Consider the following 17,479-nt stretch of genomic DNA (forward strand, 5'->3'; position numbering starts at 1 on the left):
AAAGCTAAAAACAATTTTGCTTGGTGGCAATAGAGAGAGGGAAATACCTGATCCCATACCGAACTCAGAAGTCAAGCCTCTTATCGCCGATGGTACTGCACACAAGAGTGTGGGAGAGTAGGTCGCCGCCAAGCTTTTTTTTTACTTATTTATCGCTTCCAAAATCTCTTCTGTCCTCCTGTTAGCCTATCTTGCTTTATTCCACTTTTTTTCCTTTACCATTCTAGTTTTTTTTTAAATTCATATAGTTGAGCTGTTTACCTCTTTTTCTTTTTTAATCTTGCCTATTATAAAGTGGGGGTTAATGAATTGATAAAGTTTATCTGTGCTTTTATGTTTGTTCCTAAGGCAGCAAGTGCTTGTGCTTCTCTTAAGTTTTGATCGCCACTCCTTTTGCTTACTTCTTTCATTAGCATTTCTAAGCGAGGAAGCCTTTGCACAGGACCTATAAATATAGAGCCTAAATTGACATAAGGAGGATGATTGTCAAACCCTTGCAGAATACTCTTTCCTTCTGGCGTTTTGGAAATTTTTGTTATCAACTGATTGAGTTGAATATTTTTAATAACTAATATTCCTGTAGACTTTATATAATCTTCTAAATTGCTTTCAGAAAAAATAGTAGTCAGAGCTTCTAAAGGATTTCCTGAGCCTTTTTGCATAGCCTCAAGCTGTCCAATCAAGGATTCAGATTGCTTGGCTAGCTCTTGCCATCCTTGCGTTAGAATAGCGTGTTCCTCTTCTGAGATAACCTTATTATCCAATAGTTTTTGGAAAACGTTATCTTCAGAAGAATGAGGGAGTAACAAGCGAATGTTCTTAAGATAACTTTTCTCGGTAGTAATAAGTTCATTTACTACCTGATCTAATTTTGAAGTGAGTGGCACAGGGTTAAAATTTAAAGCCTGTGTTTGACTGAGATGCGTACTAGAAGTAGAGCTGGTAGAATTTTTGTATTGAGCAATAGCTACGCTGAAAGTCAAATCTTTAATAAACTGTAATACGGCTTTTTCGTCATATTTGTCGCTAGCCGTTAAGCGAGCAAACTGCCCTTCTAATTTTTTACCCACTTCAGGATCATTTTCATTAATTTTTGCTAGTGAATGATTAACAATCATGTGGGCTATAGAAGGTGAATTCATAATCAATTTTTCACCATAGGAACTTTGAATAAAATTATTATATAACTTTCTTATATCTAAAGGTTCTTTTGAGCCATTAGGAATAAGGGGATCATAGCCATTACGGAGGGTAGAATCTATTGTAGCTAATATTTTTGATAAGGCCGCTTGGCTCTTTTTACTGCGCCCTTGGTTAAAAAAACTTCCTAAGCTTAGAATGCGCTTTTTTGCAATTTGAATTGCCCCATTAGATTTAAGAGTAAGGTTTTTGTTTTCATCATTTAATTCTTCTAAAAGTTTAGCAAATTTCTTAAAGATTGCTTGGTCTTCTTCTGATATAACTTTCTTCTTATCGCTAGGTGGCAAAGTCTCTTCTTTGTTGATTTCAGATTGATCTGCCTGTGTGAGAATTTTACCTGTCGGATTTTCTAATTCTCCTGTAGTTTGTAAATCTAAAGTGAGTAATTCCTCTTCGAACGTATGGAACGTTTTTTCTTCTTCTACACCTAGTGAGGTAAAGGATTTATCTGCTTCCTGAGAAGCTGTTTCAGCTATTTTTTCCTTCTGAGAAGAATCTGCTCGGGGGGGAAGGGGAGGGAGGGGTCTAAAAACTCTTTCTTGTTTTTGCATTTCGCTGGTTACCTGCTTTTTAATATTTTCTGAATACATCGCTGTAGAAGCAGGCCCCATGCTTCCAGCTTTTTTGTCTAATTTTCCCTGTTTATTCCATGCCTGTACAGTTTTTTCGTACAATTCTTTTTGCTTTATTAAACGCTTTAAGCCCGGTTTATCTCCTCTCTCACTTAACAGCTTTTCAAGGGTATTAAAATATTTAGAATCGACTTTATTAGTTTTTTGATTTGCATAATGTTTAGTCGCTGTTAATAAGTTGCTTTCAGCCATACGCTCAAAGCTCACTTGCTTGAGTTCTTTTTCTTTTCCTAAGCCCAATCCTATGGCTAAGCTAGCTGCTTTTTTAATTTTTTCCGAACTAAAAGAAGCTAAACGTTTTTGCTGATCTTCAGGAGATTTGCAATCAGCAAGTGAGACCACAAATTTTAGTTTAATTCCTTGAAGCTTAATATCTTTAATAGCTGATTTGCCATCAGCCGCTAAGGTAAAACCATTGAGTTTAGGAGGAATATCATGTTGAGAAGATGCCATAGGGTTTAACAATTTAGAGAATATGGGAACTGACATAGAATTTCTCCCTACTTAATTATATCTTATATATAAATCTATTTATAATTATAATTATATTATTAATTATATAATCATTAATATTAAAATTTTTATTTTTTAATTTATTAAATAAAGCCAGGTTTGAATGGCTATGATTTATTTTTTAATGAAGGAGTAGCAGGAAGTATGCCAAATAAAGGAGGGTTAGAAAGGAAATGATGAAATAGGTAGATTATAGGTGAAAAATATTGCAGGTTATAGCAAGTTAAGAATAATGGGAGAGTATCTTATATGCATATCGCCTTTCTTTCTAACTATAACCTTTACGAATCTAAACGCTACTTTTGTGCCCGTTTTGCCGAAGCTTTTAATCGTCTAGGCATTGAAACAAGCATCATCGATTATCATACCTTGCAGCAGCAGCGCATGGAATTTATAAGAGCAAGTAATCCGCAGGAAACCGTTTTTACCTGCTCATTTAATTCCATGATTTCAGAGGATGGCAAATATATTTCAGATCATACGGGCGTTCCTCATCTCGCCTTCTTTGTCGATCCTGCCTACAATTATAGAGATGTACTTAAAAGTAAAAATACTATCATTACCTGTGTAGACCATGGGGATTGCGAATATATTTATTCTAAAAATTTCTCGAAAACTTTTTTTCTTGCCCATGCTGTAGAAAGGGAATTGGAACCTGCCATGAACCAAGAAAGGCCCTATGAGGTGGTCTTTTTAGGCAGTTGTTATGATCATGAAAACTTGCGTGCTTACTGGCGTCAGACAATGGAAAAAAATGATATAGAAATCATAGAAAAGGCGATTGAAATAGTGTTAAGCGACAATAAGACTTCCGTTTATCCAGCGATTAAAAAAATAGTGCAAGAGGAAGCCTGTTTTTGTGAAAATGAGAGCGAATTAGAAGATAAAATTATTCATTATGCTTATTATGTCGATAACTATATGCGAGGAAAAGATCGTACAGAGCTTATTCTCTCTATAAAAAATGCGCAGGTACATGTCTTTGGAGATCTTTGTTGGCGTCGTGAAAAGCCCATATTAGGATGGGAATATAGCCTAAGAACCATGCAAAATGTGACCATTCATCCGGCTGTTAATTATGAAAAAGGCCTAGAGATCCTTAAGCAAAGCAAAATATGCTTAAATAGTATGCCTTTTTTTAAAAATGGTACGCATGAACGAATTTTTAACGGCTTGGCTTGCGGAGCTCTACCTATTACCAGTGATAATCTATGGATCAGAAGAAATTTTGAACATGCAGAAAACATTCTTATCTATTCGCCGCATAAATGGGCGGAGGTCGACACCTGGGTAGAAGAATATTTGAAAAAACCTTTAAAACGTAAAGAAGTTATCGCTAAAGGACGTGAAAAAGTGATGAAGGAACATACTTGGGATGTACGAGCTCAACAGCTATTTGATGGTTTTGAAAACCTCCCTCAAATAGAGGAAGGATAAGGAATGCCTGTGGGAGCCTATCTATTGGCTCATAATGCTTAAAGCAACTAAAGCAGCGGTATCGGTACGCAAGATATTGGGATGAAGTTTCACACCCTGAGCACCCATTTGCCCTAATCGTTCAGTTTCTGCTGCAGTAAAGCCCGCTTCAGGGCCTATAAAAAAAAGGGCCTCCTTTCCAGGAGAATGAATGTGCCAAAAGAAAGGGGCTGTCTCTCGTACATCTCCAAAGAAAGCAGGGATTTTTAATAGGTCCCATTGATGAAGTGCAGGCTTAATGACTAATGACGGAAGGTAGAGACGCCCACATTGCTTCATAGCGGCAATCATTAAACTTTCCATGCGTTTCAATTGATGCTCATTAAGAGATTTTCGTTCACTATTTTGGCCGGGAAATAGCCAGATTTGAGTAGCTCCCAATTCAGTGCTTTTTTCAATGATAAAATCTAAGCGATTAAGCCGAGGTAATCCTTGAGCTAGAATTAATTCAGAGCTAGTTTTTTCTTGCTGAGTGAAAGACTCGATAATAAATGTAGCCTGTTTTTTCTCCCGCTGCTTTAAAACTCCTATCGCAAGAGTTCCTGCGCCATTAACAAATTCAGCTTGTTCACCTTCTTCTAAGCGCATGACATGCGCTAGATGATGAAATTCATTACCCTCTAAGATAACTTCCTGGCCAGCCTGTAGCCTGGAGCAAAGATAAAAACGTGTGGAAGGCATAATTAGCTTTTGACCTTAATAAATTTGTCTTCCCAATAGCTGTCAATCTGTAACTTTTGGTCGGGGGAGGAGTATAAAGTTAATTTCTGTAAATAATCGCGGAAACGTTTGCGAAGCAAGGTTTCTTGGTGTTGAGGGGAGAGAGCAATATCGGGGTTATACAGAGATTTTAGCAGATCGCCCATGAAATAGGCGACATAGGTATTTTCTAAATCTTCAGCAGCTACAACCTCCAAACTCCACAGTAACGTTTCTCGTTCATTTTTGGGGGCAGCACTAATAACAATTTCCATATTAGGTTTGATAATCTCCACAAACAGGCTACTGACGTTTTTGGTGAATATTTTTTGATTAAAAATGGTGGCCCCATGCCTTTCTTTTACTCTATCACTAATTGCTAAAGTACATGTTTGAGGATTGATCTCTTCTAAGCTTTTTAAAGGATAAAATATGCGAATGGGAATTTCTTTATCGATGGAAATAAATTCATTTCTTAAAAAATCGATACGTAAATGTTGAGCTTCTGGGTCATTAATTTCTTCTAGACTATTATTATGGAAAGGAATAGCCACTTCTTTCCAATGATTAGGAATATGGAAGCTAATTTCATCATTTTGGGCATTCAGATGAGCACTGTGAATAGCATCTAATTCTGCTTTAGTAATTTCATTTAAGTCAAAGACAACTTCTAAGCCACGTATTTTCAAACTTTGAATAGCCTCTTCAGGACCGCTTAGCGTTTGCATAAGCTTTTGAGGCCATATATCGAGAAGTTCATAGCCAGGAGGGCTGTTTCCGATCGGAGGGAGAATGGTAATAGGTATCTTTGCCGTGATAAGGCGACTCATTTTAATAATAAACTCAGGATGCTCGACATTAGAGATGCTATGGGCAAGATCAATATCAGGACTTAAGCTAATTAAATTTTTTTAGTGATGAGTAGCACCCACTCGTCCCGATCAATGCTTGAGGAGTCTATTAAGACTTCTAAATCACCTGGCTCTAATTCACGAATAACATTTTTTCTACCGCTTAAAGTGAGAGCAATGCGTTTATTTAAAATACCATTAGGTAATAAACCCTGAATCGTCTTATCAGCGGGCAAATTAATAATTCTTATGGGTACGCCCAAGATCGTTTTGGTGGCAGTTATAGAATAGTTTACGCATAGCCATAGGATAACTGCTAATGCAACCGCTACTATTTTACGTTGCCAATTCTCTAAGAATATCTTATAAATTAACGTTTCCATGTTTTTAAGCGTCCTATCGCATCAAAGCTGGATTGAATAGTAGTCTTGGGAGGCGTAAATATGCTGCGCATAATGCCTTTAAAGCGATCAATCTTGACACCTCTAGTCATTATTCCATCTCTTGCTATAGCTACCTTACCTGTTTCTTCTGAGATGACTATGATTAGCGCATCTGTATGCTGGCTTGTTCCTAATCCTGCACGGTGACGTGTGCCCATAGATTTTGACAACTGCGAACTATCGTCTGCTAAAGGAAGAATGGTTGCTGCTGAGAGAATAGTGGTACCTCGAATAATGACAGCTCCATCATGTAAAGGGGTCGTCTTAATAAAAATGGATTCTAATAACTCAGATGAAAAATTGGCGTTCATAATGACAGCTTTATTGGCATATTCATCTAAAGAATCTTGATTTTCAAGGACAAGTAAAGCTCCTACACGTTTCTCAGAAAGACGATAAATGGATTGAGCCATACTATCCAAGAATTTATCAAACTCTGTGACTTCGCGATATTTTTTTCCTTTGACGCTTAGCATGGAAAGTGCCAGACGTAGTTCTGGTTGAAAGATTATTAATAGAGCTACTACCGCCACGCTAACAAAATAATGAATAAGCTTTTCAATCACAGGAAGATGCAGCCAAATTGATAAGGCATAAATACAAGCAACTGCTAACAGACCAAATAAAAGATCCATCGTGCGCGTATTCCAAAAAAAAGAGAGTAAATAGTAGACCACGACGGCAATTACAGCAATTTCAATAGCAGGAATAAACCAACTTAGTATATGCATAGCTTTATTTACTTATTATAAACACTTAATAAATCAATGATATCGCGGTGTGCTTGGATATCATGCACACGAATAAAATCTACATGGGAAAGGATGGCAACCGAATTGATTGCTAAGGTTGCGGGTAATAGCTCATCTGTCGATTTGTTAAGTATCTTGCCCATGAAAGACTTTCGCGAAACTCCAATTAAGACAGGAAATCCTAGCTTCTTAAGCTCTGCCAGATTGTGTATGATTTCAAGATTATGGGCAACGGTTTTTCCAAAGCCAATGCCTGGGTCTAAGACAATATTATGCTCTTTAACTCCCGACTGAATTAATGTATTGATAATATCAGAGAACCAATATTTTAAATAATCGACAATAGATGCTTCATAACCAGGAGCTTTTTGCATGGTTTGGGGAGTGCCTTGCATATGCATGACACATAATTTTACTCCTGCGGAAGCCGCTATTTCACGCATAGCTGAATCGCGAAAGCCTCCTACATCGTTTATCCAGGTAGCTCCCTCTTCGATGGCTTTGGCAGCCACTTGAGGTTTCATAGTATCAATAGAAATAGGGATAGATAGCTCTTGTTTTAGACGTCGAATCAGGGGAATTACTCTTTTTATTTCCTCTTCTAAGGAAACTGCAGGAGCTCCTGGACGCGTAGATTCACCTCCCACATCTAAGATGTCGGCCCCTTCAGCTAGCATCTGATGTCCTCGTGCCACCGCTGCAGTCATCTCAAAAAAACGACTTTTATCATAAAATGAATCAGGGGTAGCATTCAAAATGCCCATGAGTTGTGTTTTGCTCATTCTATTCCCTCAGTAAAATTTATAAAAGCATACAACATTAGGTTTTTTATTTAATGAAAATTTTTATTTCATTAAGCTGAGCTTATCTTAAAAAAAAGCAAAGGTTTATAAATGAATGTAGAAATACTAGCGCGGTTCCAATTTGCTCTGACCATTATGTTTCATTATATTTACCCCCCTCTAAGTATTGGCATAGGCCTTATACTAGTTATTATGGAAGGGATTTATATAAAAACTAAAAATCCTATCTATTTGGAAATGGCCAAATTTTGGACTAAAGTCTTTGCTTTAACTTTTGCTATGGGGGTAGCTACCGGAATAGTGATGGAATTTGAATTTGGCACAAATTGGGCCAATTATTCACGTTTTGTGGGAGATGTATTTGGGAGTGCCCTTGCGGCAGAAGGAGTTTTTGCCTTCTTTTTAGAATCAGGTTTTTTAGCTTTGCTTCTTTTTGGTTGGAACCGTGTAAGTCCGCGTATGCATTATTTTGCTACTTGGATGGTCTGTTTGGGTGCTCATTTTAGTGCTATTTGGATTGTAGTGGCCAATTCCTGGATGCAGACTCCTGCTGGATTTGTGATTGAGGGAGAGGGAATCAAAGCGCGGGCAGTGATTACCGATTTTTGGGCGATGGTTTTTAATCCCTCTTCTATGACTCGCTTATTTCATACTATTATTGGATGCTGGCTGGCAGGAGCTTTTTTGGTGATTAGCTTAGCCGCTTATTATATTTTAAAGAATCGCCATCATGAATTTGCTAAAAATTCTTTAAAGATTGGCTTGAGTGTGGCGCTGGTTGCCTGCATTTTACAATTAATAACAGGGGATACGAGCGCTCGTATAATTGCTAAATATCAGCCCGCTAAGTTGGCCGCGATAGAAGGCCTTTACAGGACTCAAAAAGGGGCACCTTTATCTATTTGGGGCATTCCCAATTCCGAGACCCAAACCTTAGATTATGGTTTTAAAATTCCTTATCTACTAAGCTTTTTAACTTTTCGTGATTTTAATGCTGAGGTGAAAGGCTTAGACATTATTCCCCGCGAAGATTGGCCCCGCGTATCTGTAGTTTTTCAAACTTATCATCTTATGATAGCCACTTGGGCTTGTATGATAATGACTACTTTATTAACTATTTATTTGTGGCGTAAAGGAAGCTTATTTCAGAAAAAATGGATGCTCCGTCTTCTGGTAGCATCTTCTTTTTTTCCTCAAATTGGTAACCAGGCAGGATGGGTAACGGCTGAGATGGGAAGATATCCTTGGATTGTGCAGGGCTTGCTTAGAATTTCTGAGGGTCTTTCTAAATCTGTGGTAGCTGAGCAAGTATTAGGTTCGATCATTCTGTTTGGTATTGTTTATACCTTGTTATTTATTCTATTTGTTTACATGCTCAATGAAAAGTTTAAAGAGGGTCCTATGGACCCCGCGGTTGGAGATGTCTCTACTCTCTATCATCAGCAATATGTGCTTGTCCAAGACGTTTTTACCCAAGATAAGGAAAAGGAATGATTGCTTTAGAAAATTTACAAGTTATATGGTTCATGGTTTTTGTTATTCTTTTAACTGGCTATGCTATTTTAGATGGATTTGATTTAGGTGTAGGAATGATGCATCTATGGGGCGCGAATGATTACGAGCGACGCATCATTCTCAATTCCATAGCTCCAGTGTGGGATGGAAATGGAGTTTGGCTAGTGACCGCAGGTGGAGCTCTTTTTGCCGGCTTTCCACAAGTTTATGCCACTTTATGTTCAGCCTTTTACACTCCTATTATGATCTTGCTTACAGGGCTAATTTTCCGTGCCGTCGCTATCGAATTTCGTAGTAAGCAACCTATGGCATGGTGGCGTTGGACATGGGACAGCATGTTTACTCTAGCTAGTGTCATTATTTCTTTAACTTTAGGAATAACTATAGGCAATCTGATTGTAGGAATTCCTTTAGATGAGAACGGAGAGTTTATAGGCACATTTCAGACATTATTGCATCCTTATGCTCTTTTGGTAGGCATGATGACACTAGCATTATTTATGATGCATGGAGCTATTTATTTGGTGATGAAAACAGAAGGGTCCTTGCACGATAGACTTCGTCAAAAGGTCAATCCTGCGATCATTTTCTTTATAATTCTTTATGCTATTGCTACCGTGGCTACTTTAATTTATTTTCCTCATATGGCTGAAAGCGTTAAGAATCGTAAAGATCTTTTTATCATTGCCGTTATCAATATGCTTTTGATTGCCAATATCCCTAGAGAAATTTCCAAAGGGCGTGACGGTTGGGCTTTCCTTTCTTCTTGTGGAAATATAATATGCTTAATGGGTCTGTATGGAGCGGGTACCTATCCAGCAGTAGTGCGCGCTGTTAACGACCCGCAGGCTTTAAGTTTAACCATTTATAACTCTTCGTCTTCAGCAAAAACCTTAGAGATTTTATTATTAATAGCGGTTATAGGAGTTCCTCTAGTGATAGCTTACACCATTGTTATTTATAAAGTTTTCTATGGTAAAGTAAAGCTAGATCCTACAAGTTACTAAAAGATTTAAATGACTATTTTTCATTAATATCATAATCATCCATAGGTTCTTCTATTTTCAAGCTGGCACGTACTTCTCGCATAATAAAAAAAGTGCCACAAATAATTAAAACTTGTCGATTTTGCTTGGCAAGAAGCAGGGCTTTTTGAGTGGTATAAGAAATAGTAGCGTCAATGGAGATAGAGCTTAAAGGAAAGTGATGCTCGATCATTTTTTGGTAGAGGGCACCAACCTCTATGCTGCGACCATTAGAAGCTTCTACCAAATGAAAGTGCTCTCCATATTCTTTAAGAACTCTTAAGCAACCCTCTACGTCTTTAGTCTTGGATAAACCAAACATAATTCGTAGGGGCATGTGTGGGTGCTTTTGCCTAATGGCCTTAAAAAGATGAATGAGGCCGTCAGGATTATGTCCTACGTCAAGAAGTGTAGGGGGGGCCTGGCAGACAAGCTCAAGACGGCAAGCCGGCAATGCTTTAAGGCCTAGCTGCAGAGAACTTTCAGAGACAGCAAGTGTTTGCAAAGCTGCCCTAGCAATCGCGCTATTTTCCTCATCAAAATTACTAAAATTACCTGCTACTTGAGTTAAAGGGCTATTTTGCAGCTTGGCGATCTCTTCAATAACAGGCCTAGGAACGCGTGGGCCAATGATAACAGGGATTCCAGGCTTAATAATTCCCGCTTTTTCCTTAGCAATTTCCTCGACCGTTTGGCCTAAATACTCTGTATGTTCAAGGCTAATAGAGGTAATAATAGAGAGCCTAGGGATAACAATATTGGTGGCATCTAGTCGGCCTCCTAATCCAGCTTCTAAGACAGCATATTCTACCTTTTTCTGGGCAAAATAAGCCAAAGCTAGAGCAGTGGTGATTTCAAAAAAGGTGGCAGGGATTTGCTCGTTTGCAATTTTTGTAAATATTTTGTCTAGAAGGGTTTTAGTGGTCTCTTCATCAATAAGCTGGCTATTAATTTTTACTCTTTCACGGAAAGTTGAAATATGAGGAGAGGTAAATAGACCTACACGGTACCCTTCAGCTTCTAAAGCTTTAGCTATTTTTGTAGTTACCGAGCCTTTGCCATTAGATCCTGCTACATGGATGCATTGATAGTGGCGGGTAGGAAAGTCTAAAACCCTCTGTAGCCTACACATATTATTTAACCCCAGTTTCATTCCTCCATGTTTATTAATGCTAAAAAGCTTTTTAATTAATTCTTTATAGGAGGAGAAATTGGTAGCCATTAATTTAAGGAAACTTTATCAAAATGTTCTTTTAGGATATCAAAATGATCTTTGGCAACCCAGGAAGAGCCTAAAGGTATATGGGGTTTAAGGGCACCATGATAATCTGAGCCGCCAGTAATCAACCATTTGCGATGTTTAGCTATTTTAAGCCAACGCTTATGAGCTTCTTGATGGAATTTAGCGTAATAACATTCTATTCCATCAAAATTCATCTCCAAAAGCTTTTTTAAAGTGGGGGGATGATCCACAAGATGAGGATGGGCAATGATAGCCAGCCCTTTGGCTTGATGAATAATGTTAATGGTATCTTCCAATGTAAAATATTCACCGGGGGCATAGCAGCTTTTTCCTTCACCTAAATACTTATTAAAAGCCTCAGGGATAGAATGAATATAGCCTTTTTTAAGCATAGCTAAAGCAATATGAGGCCTGCCTATCGTTCTGCTAGCATTTAAAACTTTGCCTGCAATAGCTGCTAACACATCTTCTTCCTCTAAAGGGAATCCATGGGCGGCAAGTTTTTTTAAAATTTCGCGATTGCGATGAAGGCGCCTTTCCACATGTTTTTTACAAAAATCTTTAATAATAGGGCTATCGATGGGAAAAGAATAGGCTAAAACATGCACGCTTACCTCTCCTTGAAAAGAAGAAAATTCTACGCCCGGGATTATTTCCATGCCTAGCTGTTGTGCTAGAGGCAGGACTTGGCTATATGCATCAATAGTATCATGATCAGTAATGGATAAGCCGGATAAGCCTAGTTCTGCGGCCATTCTAATGACATCTTCCGGTGAAGAGGTTCCATCAGAACAAGTAGTATGACAATGAAGATCTGCTCTAAACTCTTTCATGCGCGTTCCACTTCATAAGGAATATAGCGTACTTCACTTTCCAACTCGATCTTGCAATGAATTTTTACCTGTTCTTTTATGTGCTCAATAAGTTTTAAAACTTCTTGAGAGGTGGCATTATCCGTATTAACGATGAAATTAGCATGAATTTCAGAAACTTTCGCTCCCCCCAGCTGGATACCTTTTAAACCAGCTTTTTCTATTAGAGCCCCCGCATAATGGCAATCAGGGTTGCGAAAAATACATCCTGCTGATTTATTGCTGTAAGGCTGCGTTTGCTTACGATAACTAATGATTTCTATTTGCTTTTGACGCGCCTGGGCTGAAGGGTTTAATTGAAAAGTAGCCCCTACAATTGCTCCTCGCATTGATTGGAAGATTGAGGTGCGATAAGCATAAGTGAGTTCTTCTTTGCAAAAAGTTTTTAATTCTCCCTGCTGATTGATAAAATCCACGGATTTTAAAGAATCATGAGTCTCTTTTCCATTTGCACCTGCATTCATATAAACAGCACCACCTACGCTGCCAGGTATGCCAGAGGCAAATTCTAGGCCTGACCAGCCCTCTCTAGCAGTTTGGGAACCCAGTAATGAGAAATTATAGCCCGCACCTACATGAAAGATTCCCTCTGGCTGTTGATGTTTAAAATCAATCTTATTGTGAATCACAAGGCCTGCAAATCCACGATCATCAAAGAGGCAGTTAGATCCTTTCCCTAAAATAAAAAAAGGAAGACGACGGGTATGGCAATAAATAAGGGTTGCTTGCATCTCTTCAATCGTATGGACTTCTCGATAATACTGGGCGGCACCTCCAATTCCGAAGGTGCATACGCTTTTTAGTAGCTTGTTATTCTGAAGCTTTGAAGATAGCTTATCATCATTCACGGTATCATTCCTCAGCCATTTCTTTTTCTAAAGGAAGGCTGCTAGATTTTTCCTCGCTTTGAGTCATTTCTTCAATAGTTTTATAGATTTTTTGAAGGTCTATTTCTTCACCAGCTCGTGCTTTGTACAAAGTATCTAAAACGGCATTAACAAAATTTGCTGATTCAGGAGTACTAAATTTTCTTGACATTCTGACTGCTTCGCTTATAGCAACCTTAGGGGGAATATTGCTTGCAAAGAAAAGTTCATAAACTCCTAGGCGCAAAATATTACGCTCGACAGTTTGAATACGATCAAATGCATAAGAAAAAGAAGCACCTGCAATCATTCCATCAATTTCCTCTTGGATAGCTTGTATTTCCTCCACTTTCTGTTGAGCCATAATAACCGAAGCGCGAGAAACGGCTAACTCTTTCATCATTAGCTCAATCATATCTTGTTGATGAGCTTTTCCAATATCATAGCTGTATAGCATCTGAAAAATAATTTCACGTAATTTTTGTAGGGGAAGAGCCATTGCAGTTTCCTTTTTGAGATTAAGTCTACAAGATTAGCTCATAAACATCAATTGCATCACTAAGAATATCTCTGCCCTAAATGTTCGTGATTCTCTTAAAATAGAGGCTATTAAGTTTAAAGCTACGCGAGCAAAAGATTATCCTTGTGGCTAGGGTGACTAAAAATATTCCTTTCCCATTTTATGTAGGCTTAACGCGGCTTGTTTGTCTCATTTCCTGATAGGATTGCTCAAAATTGATCGTTAAAGGATGCAGGCACCCTTGCTTTAATTTAATATAGAGTTTCTAGCCACCCTCATAAGCAGTTTTTTACTCGCTGAGGAGAAAAAAATTGAAGGGAGAAGAAATAGAATTTAGCTATTAAAAGCGAATAAATTTGAATAATACTTGATTTATGAGATCTTCCTTGTTATGCTATTTACTTCTTAGGGGCAATAGCTCAGTTGGTTAGAGCAACGGACTCATAACCCGTTGGTCCCTGGTTCAAGTCCAGGTTGCCCCACTTTTTATAAAATTTTGAGATACAGTGCTTAAAGTTTATGATGATTACCATTCAATCATTAAAACCCAAACCACTAAAATGGGTCGTGGCACACAGGTGGCACACTAAGACTCTATACATCTCAGCAAATCACAGCAATTATCATCACAGTGATCTTGTCACTGCTCACGCTAACCATCCAAAATGGAGCATGAGCTAGATGGCAACGATTCAAAAACGTCCCCAAAAAATGGAGCCCTCAGCTATAGAGTAATGAGCAGTCAAAGCGATGGCTTTCCTCCAAAAGAAGAGGCCAAGCATTGGGCCAAACTAGAAGAAGCACGTAGGCGATAAGGTTATGGTCCTTTTAGCGTAAACAATGGTAAACGGACTCTTGCCGATCTTGTCGATCGATATGTCACTATTATCCTTCCCACAAAACCTAAAGATGCTAGAAACATGAAACGTCATCTTGACTGGTGTCGTAATAAAATCGGCAAGTACGGTCTAACCAAAATTTCGCCTGATTTAATCGCACACTGCAGACAAGAATTAGTTGAAGGCATAACATCCAAGAAAACTAAACGCTCATATTCAACTGTCAACCGCTATTTGGCGAGTCTATCTACCGTGTTCACCTATGAAGTTAAGGCATGTGGGTGTTGAACACATGGATGATTTTATCAGTTTTAAGGTCTTTTAACTGCACCATTGAGAGCAGATAGTCAATTTGACTTGATAAAAGCTCAAAGCGATCTGTGCGATAAAATATCCCGTAGCTTTCTCCATCTTCATCTTTCTCCCCAGGGAAAAAAGAAAAATCATCCCCAATCAGATTCACGATTTCTTGAACTTGCGTTGGGTAAAGTTCTTGAGTATTGATAATATCAGGTCGCATTTCATGAATAAGCTCTACAATGCGTGGTAAGCGATTTGGCCAGCGATTTTCTTCGTCAAGATTATGGTCGTAAAGATTAAAAAGCACATTGTAGGTAACAAGTCTGATCATTTCTTCTTTTTTCTAAAGCATTGTCAATCTCACTAAACTGCTGTTTAGTAAACTTTTGTGAAGGCAAGTTCTCAATACATCCAAATCTTTCCATCGCAGGAATAACGGAATTTTCGACTGCATCTGCAAAAACTGTTGTTAAAATAAAAAAAGAAAATATAATTTTTGTTGCTATTTGCTTCATAAATTAATTTTTTGAATACAGAAAGAGATGTTTTATCAGACTATTAATTAATAATCAATTTATTAAAATTGATTTCATAATTAACTAAACTAATAAAAATTTGTTTAAAATTTTCTGTAATTCCTTGACGTGTAAAGATTTCTATGACACAATCAGTAACTTATTGTCACAAGTTGAGGTCTATCATGTCTTTTACTCCCAAGTTCAATATCACGAATAATATCACAGCCGCTCTTGTGAAAATCGAACGTACAAGAGGATTTTTAGAGGCTGCGAGACTATCTGATGAGTGGATTGCTAAAATGCAGGCAAAAACGCTAATTCTAGAAGCTCATTATACTACCCACATTGAAGGAACTCACTTAACTTTAGATCAATCTGAACAGCTTTTGACAGGACATAAAATAGAAAATGCAGACCCTGAAGATGTTCGAGAGCTTTTGAATTATAGAAAAGCTTTCGATTTGGTCGCAGACTACTTAGGTAGCGGAGAACCAATAAGAGAAGGGTTAATTCGTGAAATTCATAAAAAGCTTGTTGAAGGTGTCCGTGGGAATTCCGCTACCCCAGGTGAATATAGAAAGATACAAAATTATGTAGCCAATTCTAAAACGAAGGAAATTATTTATACACCGCCGCCAGCCTTCCAAGTACCACTCATGATGTCTGAATTAGTAAAGTGGCTTAAAATAGAGCAAGAAATTAACCCTGTGCTTGTTGCTGGAATAGCTCAATTTCAGCTCGTGCATATTCATCCCTTTTTAGACGGCAATGGTCGATCAGCACGTTTGCTTTCCACGCTTTATCTTTACAAAACAGGTTATGATTTTAAGCGTCTTTTTACAATTAGCGAATATTATGATAGAGATCGTTCCAATTACTATAAAGCGATTCAGTCGGTACGTGAAAATAATATGGATATGACAATGTGGTTAGAATATTTTGTTAATGGATTAGCGACTCAGTTGCAAGAAGTGCAAAATCGCGGTCAAGAAGTGATGAAATTAGATATTCTCAGCATACAACACAACCTTTCTAAGAGAGAAAAAGAAGCCATTGAACGGGCCCTAGATCAAAAAGGCTTGTCTATTAAAGAGTTTCAGCTCCTTTTTCCAGAAACAAGTAAAAGGACTCTCCAGCGAGAGTTAAAACATTTGCTTGAACTAGGACTTCTAAAGGTAGAAGGTGCGACAAATGATCGGCGCTATAGGGTAAACTTGTGACAAATTCATGTCGCAACTTGTGACAAACTTGTGACACAGCTTGTGACAAATTGGTATAAATAGCCAAAAGTGCATGGCACATTGGCGGCACAGTGCCATCTTATTTTCATCAACAAATTTCTGTAATTGACAATTGAACTTTAGCCTATACTCGTGCTATCCTTTTGCTGTGAGCAGTGAATAACTGTTGTGAAGTGTGGGAAGTCTGCGGACTCATAACCCGTTGGTCCCTGGTTCAAGTCCAGGTTGCCCCACTTTTTATAAAATTTTGAGATACAGTGCTTAAAGTTTACGATGATTACCATTCAATCATTAAAACCCAAACCACTAAAATGGGCCGTGGCACACAGGTAGCACACTAAGCTCTATATATCTCAGCAAATCACAGCAATTATCATCACAGTGATCTTGTCACTGCTCACGCTAACCATCCAAAAGGGAGCATGAGCTAGATTAGATGGCAACGATTCAAAAACGTCCCCAAAAAATGGAGCCCTCAGCTATAGAGTAATGATCCATCAAAGCGAGGGCTTTTCTCCTAAATCTAAAACCTTTCTTCCAAGGAAGAGGCCAAGCATCGGGCCAAAATAGAACAAGCACGTAGGCGATAAGGTTATGGCCCTACAGATAAAGAAAAAGGCAAGCAGACTCTGGCCGATCTTATTGCTCTCTACATAATAATTGTTCTTCCTACCAAGCCTAAAGGCGCTCGAAATATGCAGCGGCATCTTGCTTGGTGACATGATAAAATTGGCTAATATAGTGTACTAAAAATTTCACCTGATTTGATTGCTCAATGTTGTCAAGAGCTTGCTGAAAGGGCAACATCAAAGCACCTTAAACGCTCTGCTGCTACTGTCAATCGCTATTTGGCCACGCTTTCAGCTGGACATATGGTATTCGTGAATGCGGTTGGATGACTGATAACCCATGCTTACAAGTAACTAAATTCAAAGAATCAAAAGGAAGGGATAGAATTGTATCTTCTGATGAATGTCTTGCACTATTAGAAGAATGTATAAATAGCCGTAATGAACCTGGCCTGTTGTGCTTTTGGCCATTCTACAGGAATGAGATGAGGAGAGATTCTGGGATTAACATGGAATTGTATTAATTTTGATCGACAAGAGATCTACCTAAAAGAGACAAAGAATGGCAGACCTCGAATTATTTCTATAGTAGGAAAAGCTCC

At 38.2% G+C, this 17,479-nt stretch carries 16 protein-coding genes, 2 tRNA genes and 1 rRNA gene; 7 read left to right on the forward strand and 12 right to left on the reverse strand.

Translation table 11 applies throughout. The features are described from left to right. The first annotated feature begins 19 nt into the window (after positions 1-19). Positions 20-134, forward strand: a 5S ribosomal RNA gene (gene rrf, locus DB41_RS01045). Positions 135-287: 153 nt separating this feature from the next. Here rrf and DB41_RS01050 read toward each other — a convergent pair. Then, positions 288-2,321, reverse strand: a complete 2,034-nt coding sequence (locus DB41_RS01050) for a RhoGEF domain-containing protein (RefSeq protein WP_039383415.1) — start codon at positions 2,319-2,321, stop codon at positions 288-290. A gap of 273 nt (positions 2,322-2,594) precedes the next feature. Between DB41_RS01050 and DB41_RS01055 the strand changes: the two genes are divergently transcribed. After that, positions 2,595-3,782 (forward strand): glycosyltransferase, encoded by a 1,188-nt coding sequence (locus DB41_RS01055; protein ID WP_052243765.1) that lies wholly within the window; start codon positions 2,595-2,597, stop codon positions 3,780-3,782. Positions 3,783-3,803: 21 nt separating this feature from the next. Here DB41_RS01055 and DB41_RS01060 read toward each other — a convergent pair whose 3' ends face one another. The 5 genes from DB41_RS01060 to folP all read right to left on the reverse strand — a co-directional run bounded on the left by DB41_RS01060 (position 3,804) and on the right by folP (position 7,348). After that, positions 3,804-4,502 (reverse strand): 16S rRNA (uracil(1498)-N(3))-methyltransferase, encoded by a 699-nt coding sequence (locus DB41_RS01060; RefSeq protein WP_039383418.1) that lies wholly within the window; start codon positions 4,500-4,502, stop codon positions 3,804-3,806. A gap of 2 nt (positions 4,503-4,504) precedes the next feature. Next, entirely contained in the window at positions 4,505-5,350 is an 846-nt protein-coding gene (locus tag DB41_RS01065; protein ID WP_238578392.1) for a hypothetical protein, read from the reverse strand. Between the two features lie 71 nt (positions 5,351-5,421). Beyond that, positions 5,422-5,754: a hypothetical protein gene (locus tag DB41_RS12165; protein ID WP_238578393.1), complete on the reverse strand. Its 333-nt coding sequence runs from the start codon at positions 5,752-5,754 to the stop codon at positions 5,422-5,424. Continuing rightward, complete coding sequence (gene cdaA, locus DB41_RS01070) at positions 5,742-6,545, reverse strand: diadenylate cyclase CdaA (protein WP_039383420.1); 804 nt, start codon at positions 6,543-6,545, stop codon at positions 5,742-5,744. Before cdaA ends, DB41_RS12165 begins: the two co-directional genes overlap by 13 nt. An 8-nt stretch (positions 6,546-6,553) precedes the next feature. Beyond that, positions 6,554-7,348, reverse strand: a complete 795-nt coding sequence (gene folP / locus DB41_RS01075; RefSeq protein ID WP_039383422.1) for a dihydropteroate synthase — start codon at positions 7,346-7,348, stop codon at positions 6,554-6,556. Between the two features lie 111 nt (positions 7,349-7,459). Here folP and DB41_RS01080 point away from each other — a divergent pair, with 111 nt between their 5' ends. Further along, positions 7,460-8,863 (forward strand): cytochrome ubiquinol oxidase subunit I, encoded by a 1,404-nt coding sequence (locus tag DB41_RS01080; protein WP_039383423.1) that lies wholly within the window; start codon positions 7,460-7,462, stop codon positions 8,861-8,863. Further along, complete coding sequence (gene cydB / locus DB41_RS01085) at positions 8,860-9,891, forward strand: cytochrome d ubiquinol oxidase subunit II (protein WP_039383425.1); 1,032 nt, start codon at positions 8,860-8,862, stop codon at positions 9,889-9,891. Before DB41_RS01080 ends, cydB begins: the two co-directional genes overlap by 4 nt. A gap of 13 nt (positions 9,892-9,904) precedes the next feature. Here the strand turns inward: cydB and DB41_RS01090 are convergent, their stop codons facing one another. The 4 genes from DB41_RS01090 to nusB all read right to left on the reverse strand — a co-directional run bounded on the left by DB41_RS01090 (position 9,905) and on the right by nusB (position 13,389). Beyond that, entirely contained in the window at positions 9,905-11,062 is a 1,158-nt protein-coding gene (locus tag DB41_RS01090; protein WP_162180893.1) for a folylpolyglutamate synthase/dihydrofolate synthase family protein, read from the reverse strand. A gap of 68 nt (positions 11,063-11,130) precedes the next feature. Beyond that, a complete protein-coding gene (locus DB41_RS01095; RefSeq protein ID WP_039383428.1) occupies positions 11,131-11,985 on the reverse strand; it encodes a PHP domain-containing protein in 855 nt (284 codons plus the stop codon). Next, positions 11,982-12,872: a UDP-N-acetylmuramate dehydrogenase gene (gene murB, locus DB41_RS01100; protein WP_039383430.1), complete on the reverse strand. Its 891-nt coding sequence runs from the start codon at positions 12,870-12,872 to the stop codon at positions 11,982-11,984. Before murB ends, DB41_RS01095 begins: the two co-directional genes overlap by 4 nt. A gap of 4 nt (positions 12,873-12,876) precedes the next feature. Next, positions 12,877-13,389: a transcription antitermination factor NusB gene (gene nusB, locus DB41_RS01105; RefSeq protein WP_042242419.1), complete on the reverse strand. Its 513-nt coding sequence runs from the start codon at positions 13,387-13,389 to the stop codon at positions 12,877-12,879. A 429-nt stretch (positions 13,390-13,818) separates the two neighbouring features. Here nusB and DB41_RS01110 point away from each other — a divergent pair. Next, positions 13,819-13,892, forward strand: a tRNA-Ile gene (locus DB41_RS01110). A gap of 625 nt (positions 13,893-14,517) precedes the next feature. On the opposite strand, the gene DB41_RS10480 is transcribed toward DB41_RS01110, so the two are convergent. Beyond that, positions 14,518-14,880 carry an endonuclease/exonuclease/phosphatase family protein gene (locus tag DB41_RS10480; RefSeq protein WP_155117524.1) on the reverse strand — a complete coding sequence of 121 codons (363 nt, stop codon included), beginning with the start codon at positions 14,878-14,880 and terminating at the stop codon, positions 14,518-14,520. Positions 14,881-15,249: 369 nt separating this feature from the next. Here DB41_RS10480 and DB41_RS01125 point away from each other — a divergent pair, with 369 nt between their 5' ends. Both DB41_RS01125 and DB41_RS11540 read left to right on the forward strand, forming a co-directional pair. Then, positions 15,250-16,287 carry a Fic family protein gene (locus DB41_RS01125; protein ID WP_039383431.1) on the forward strand — a complete coding sequence of 346 codons (1,038 nt, stop codon included), beginning with the start codon at positions 15,250-15,252 and terminating at the stop codon, positions 16,285-16,287. A gap of 169 nt (positions 16,288-16,456) precedes the next feature. Beyond that, positions 16,457-16,541 (forward strand) — tRNA-Ile (locus DB41_RS11540). A 445-nt stretch (positions 16,542-16,986) separates the two neighbouring features. Here the strand turns inward: DB41_RS11540 and DB41_RS12470 are convergent. Further along, a complete protein-coding gene (locus DB41_RS12470) occupies positions 16,987-17,115 on the reverse strand; it encodes a hypothetical protein (protein WP_255350892.1) in 129 nt (42 codons plus the stop codon). Positions 17,116-17,479 lie beyond the last annotated feature (364 nt).

It is taken from the genome of Neochlamydia sp. TUME1, assembly GCF_000813645.1.
In the GTDB taxonomy this organism is placed as follows: domain Bacteria; phylum Chlamydiota; class Chlamydiia; order Chlamydiales; family Parachlamydiaceae; genus Neochlamydia.